This window comes from Streptomyces sp. NTH33 (assembly GCF_003236365.1).
Lineage (GTDB): Bacteria > Actinomycetota > Actinomycetes > Streptomycetales > Streptomycetaceae > Streptomyces.
In genome coordinates this window covers 1-2743 of sequence record NZ_POTZ01000680.1, presented here as the reverse complement: position 1 = coordinate 2743, position 2743 = coordinate 1, and the positions used below count along the sequence as shown (strand labels likewise).

At 73.5% G+C, this 2743-nt stretch carries 3 protein-coding genes; all 3 read left to right on the top strand.

Annotation, left to right across the window (positions count from 1 at the left end; genetic code table 11):
• Window positions 1–1169 (top strand): Kae1-like domain-containing protein (locus C1I97_RS34860; protein WP_146608401.1); only part of this gene is annotated, 1169 nt, incomplete at its 5' end.
• 32 nt (window positions 1170–1201) lie between these two features.
• Window positions 1202–1537, top strand: coding sequence for a HypC/HybG/HupF family hydrogenase formation chaperone (locus tag C1I97_RS34855; RefSeq protein ID WP_111006971.1), 336 nt, complete (start codon window positions 1202–1204; stop codon window positions 1535–1537).
• Window positions 1534–2694, top strand: coding sequence for a hydrogenase formation protein HypD (hypD, locus tag C1I97_RS34850; RefSeq protein WP_111006970.1), 1161 nt, complete (start codon window positions 1534–1536; stop codon window positions 2692–2694). The genes C1I97_RS34855 and hypD overlap by 4 nt, the downstream gene beginning before the upstream one ends.
• Window positions 2695–2743 lie beyond the last annotated feature (49 nt).

Genomic DNA, 2743 nt, shown 5'->3' with positions numbered 1-2743 from the left:
GGCGCAGTGGGCGGGGCTATGTGCCCCGCCCACTGCGCCTGCCCCTCCCGGTGCGCCCCGCGCTCGCGGTGGGCGGCGACCTGAAGAACGTCCCCTGCGTCGGCGACGGCGACCACGCCTGGCTCGGCCCGCACATCGGCGACATGGGCGACCTGGCCACCCTCCAGGCCGCCCACCGGGCCGAACAGCACCTGCTGCGCCTGACCGGAGTCACCCCCGCCCTGGTGGCCGCCGACCGCCACCCCGGCTACCACTCGACCGGCTGGGCCCGCCGACGGGCGGACCGACTACCGGGACAGCGGCCCGTGCTGGTCCAGCACCACCACGCGCACATCGCCTCCGCGATGGCCGAGCACGGCCTCGACGGCACCACCCCCGTGATCGGCGTCGCCTTCGACGGCACCGGATACGGCGACGACGGCACCGTCTGGGGCGGCGAGGTCCTGCTCGCCGACTACGCCGGGCACCGCCGCTTCGCCCACCTGACCCCCGCCCCGCTGCCCGGCGGCGACGCCGGCGTGGCCAACCCGTGCCGCCTCGCGCTGGCCCGGCTGTGGGCCGCGGGACTGCCGTGGGACACCCGCCTGCCGCCCGTCGCCGCCTGCACGCCCGAGGAACTGTCCGTTCTCCGAAGGCAGTTGGAACGGAATCTGGCCTGCGTGCCCACCTCCAGCATGGGTCGGCTCTTCGACGCCGTCTCCTCCCTCGTGGGCGTCTGCCACCGCGCCGGGTACGAGGCGCAGGCCGCGCTGGAACTGGAGGCGGCCGCCACCGCCGCCCGGGACGCGGACCGCACGGCGTACCCCTTCGGGCTCACCGACGGCCCCGGCCCCCTGGGCTGCGACCCGGCGCCCATGCTGCGGGAACTCCTCGCCGACCAGAGGCGCGGCACCCCGGCGGCGGTCCTCGCCGCGCGCTTCCACCGGGGTGTCGCGCGGACCGTGGCGGAGATCTGCCGGCGTGCCCGCGCGGCCACCGGCCTGTCCACCGTCGTCCTCAGCGGCGGCGTCTTCGCCAACGGCCTGCTGGAGGAGGAGTGCGCCGTGCTCCTGACCGGTGACGGCTTCGCCGTACTGCGCCACGGCGAAGTCCCGCCGACCGACGGCGGACTGGCCCTCGGACAGCTCGTGGTCGCGGCCCACGAACGACAGGACGGACGGCGCCCTTGAAGCCGCCGTACAGCGACGAGACGGAGTGACCCATGTGTTTGGCAGTGCCCGGCAAAGTCGTGGCCATCGACCACCGCGCCGACCCCCTCACCGGCCTGGTCGACTTCGGCGGAGTGCAGAAACAGGTGTGCTTCGAATACCTGCCCGACCTGAAGGCGGGGGAGTACGTGATCGTCCACGTCGGGTTCGCCCTGCAGCGCCTGGACGAGGAGTCGGCCCGGGCTTCCCTGGAGCTGTTCCAGCAACTGGGGCTGCTGGAGGAGGAGTTCGGCGACGCCTGGGCGCAGGCGGCCGAGCAGACCGGCAGCGAGGCCCCGCACACCTCCGGGGCCGGGGAACGCGAGAAGAGCGGAAGTGAGGTCCGATGAAGTACATCGACGAGTTCAACGACCCCGAGCTGGCCCGGCGGCTGCTCGACGAGATCCGCGCGACCGTCACCCGGCCGTGGGCGCTGATGGAGGTCTGCGGCGGTCAGACCCACTCGATCATCCGGCACGGCATCGACCAACTGCTGCCACAAGAAGTGGAGTTGATCCACGGCCCCGGCTGCCCGGTGTGCGTGACACCACTGGAGGTCATCGACAAGGCGCTGGAGATCGCCGCCCGGCCCGAGGTGATCTTCTGCTCGTTCGGCGACATGCTGCGGGTGCCGGGCACCGACCGGGACCTGTTCCGGGTCAAGGGCGAGGGCGGCGACGTACGCGTCGTGTACTCGCCGCTGGACGCCCTCCAACTGGCCCGGCAGAACCCCGGCCGCCAGGTGGTCTTCTTCGCCATCGGCTTCGAGACGACCGCCCCCGCCAACGCCATGGCCGTGCACCAGGCCCACCGCCTGGGCCTGGACAACTTCAGCCTCCTGGTCTCCCACGTGCGGGTGCCACCGGCCATCGAGGCGATCATGACGGCCCCGGACTGCCGGGTGCAGGGCTTCCTCGCCGCCGGGCACGTGTGCAGCGTCATGGGCACCGCCGAGTACCCGGACCTGGCGCAGCGGCACCGTGTCCCCGTCGTCGTCACCGGCTTCGAACCGCTGGACATCCTCGAGGGCATCCGCCGCGCCGTCCACCAGCTGGAGCGCGGCGAGCACCGGGTGGAGAACGCCTACCCGCGCGCCGTGCGCGAGACGGGCAACCCGGCCGCCCTGCGCATGCTGGAGGAGGTCTTCGAGGTCGCCGACCGCTCCTGGCGCGGCATCGGACGCATCCCCGCCAGCGGCTGGCGGCTGTCGGACGCCTACCGCGCCTTCGACGCCGAGCACCGCTTCGACGTCGGCGGCATCCGCACCGAGGAGCCCGCCGTGTGCCGGGCCGGCGAGGTCCTGCAGGGGCTGATCAAGCCCACCGAGTGCTCCGCGTTCGGCACCACCTGCACCCCGCGCACCCCGCTCGGCGCCACCATGGTCTCCAACGAGGGCGCCTGCGCCGCCTACTACCTGTACCGCCGGCTGAACGGACAGGCCTCACCGGCCGCTCCGGCGCCGCAGGGCTCCCGTGTCCCGCACGAGGAGATGAATCCCGTTGGCTGACCTCGCTCCCGCGGCGGCCGAGGCCCCCGTCGACCCCGCGAACTGGACC

Bases quoted from the DNA above. Each gene is read 5' to 3' on its own strand.
- C1I97_RS34855 (WP_111006971.1), top strand. From the start codon at position 1,202: ATGTGTTTGGCAGTGCCCGGCAAAGTCGTGGCCATCGACCACCGCGCC.
- hypD (WP_111006970.1), top strand. From the start codon at position 1,534: ATGAAGTACATCGACGAGTTCAACGACCCCGAGCTGGCCCGGCGGCTG.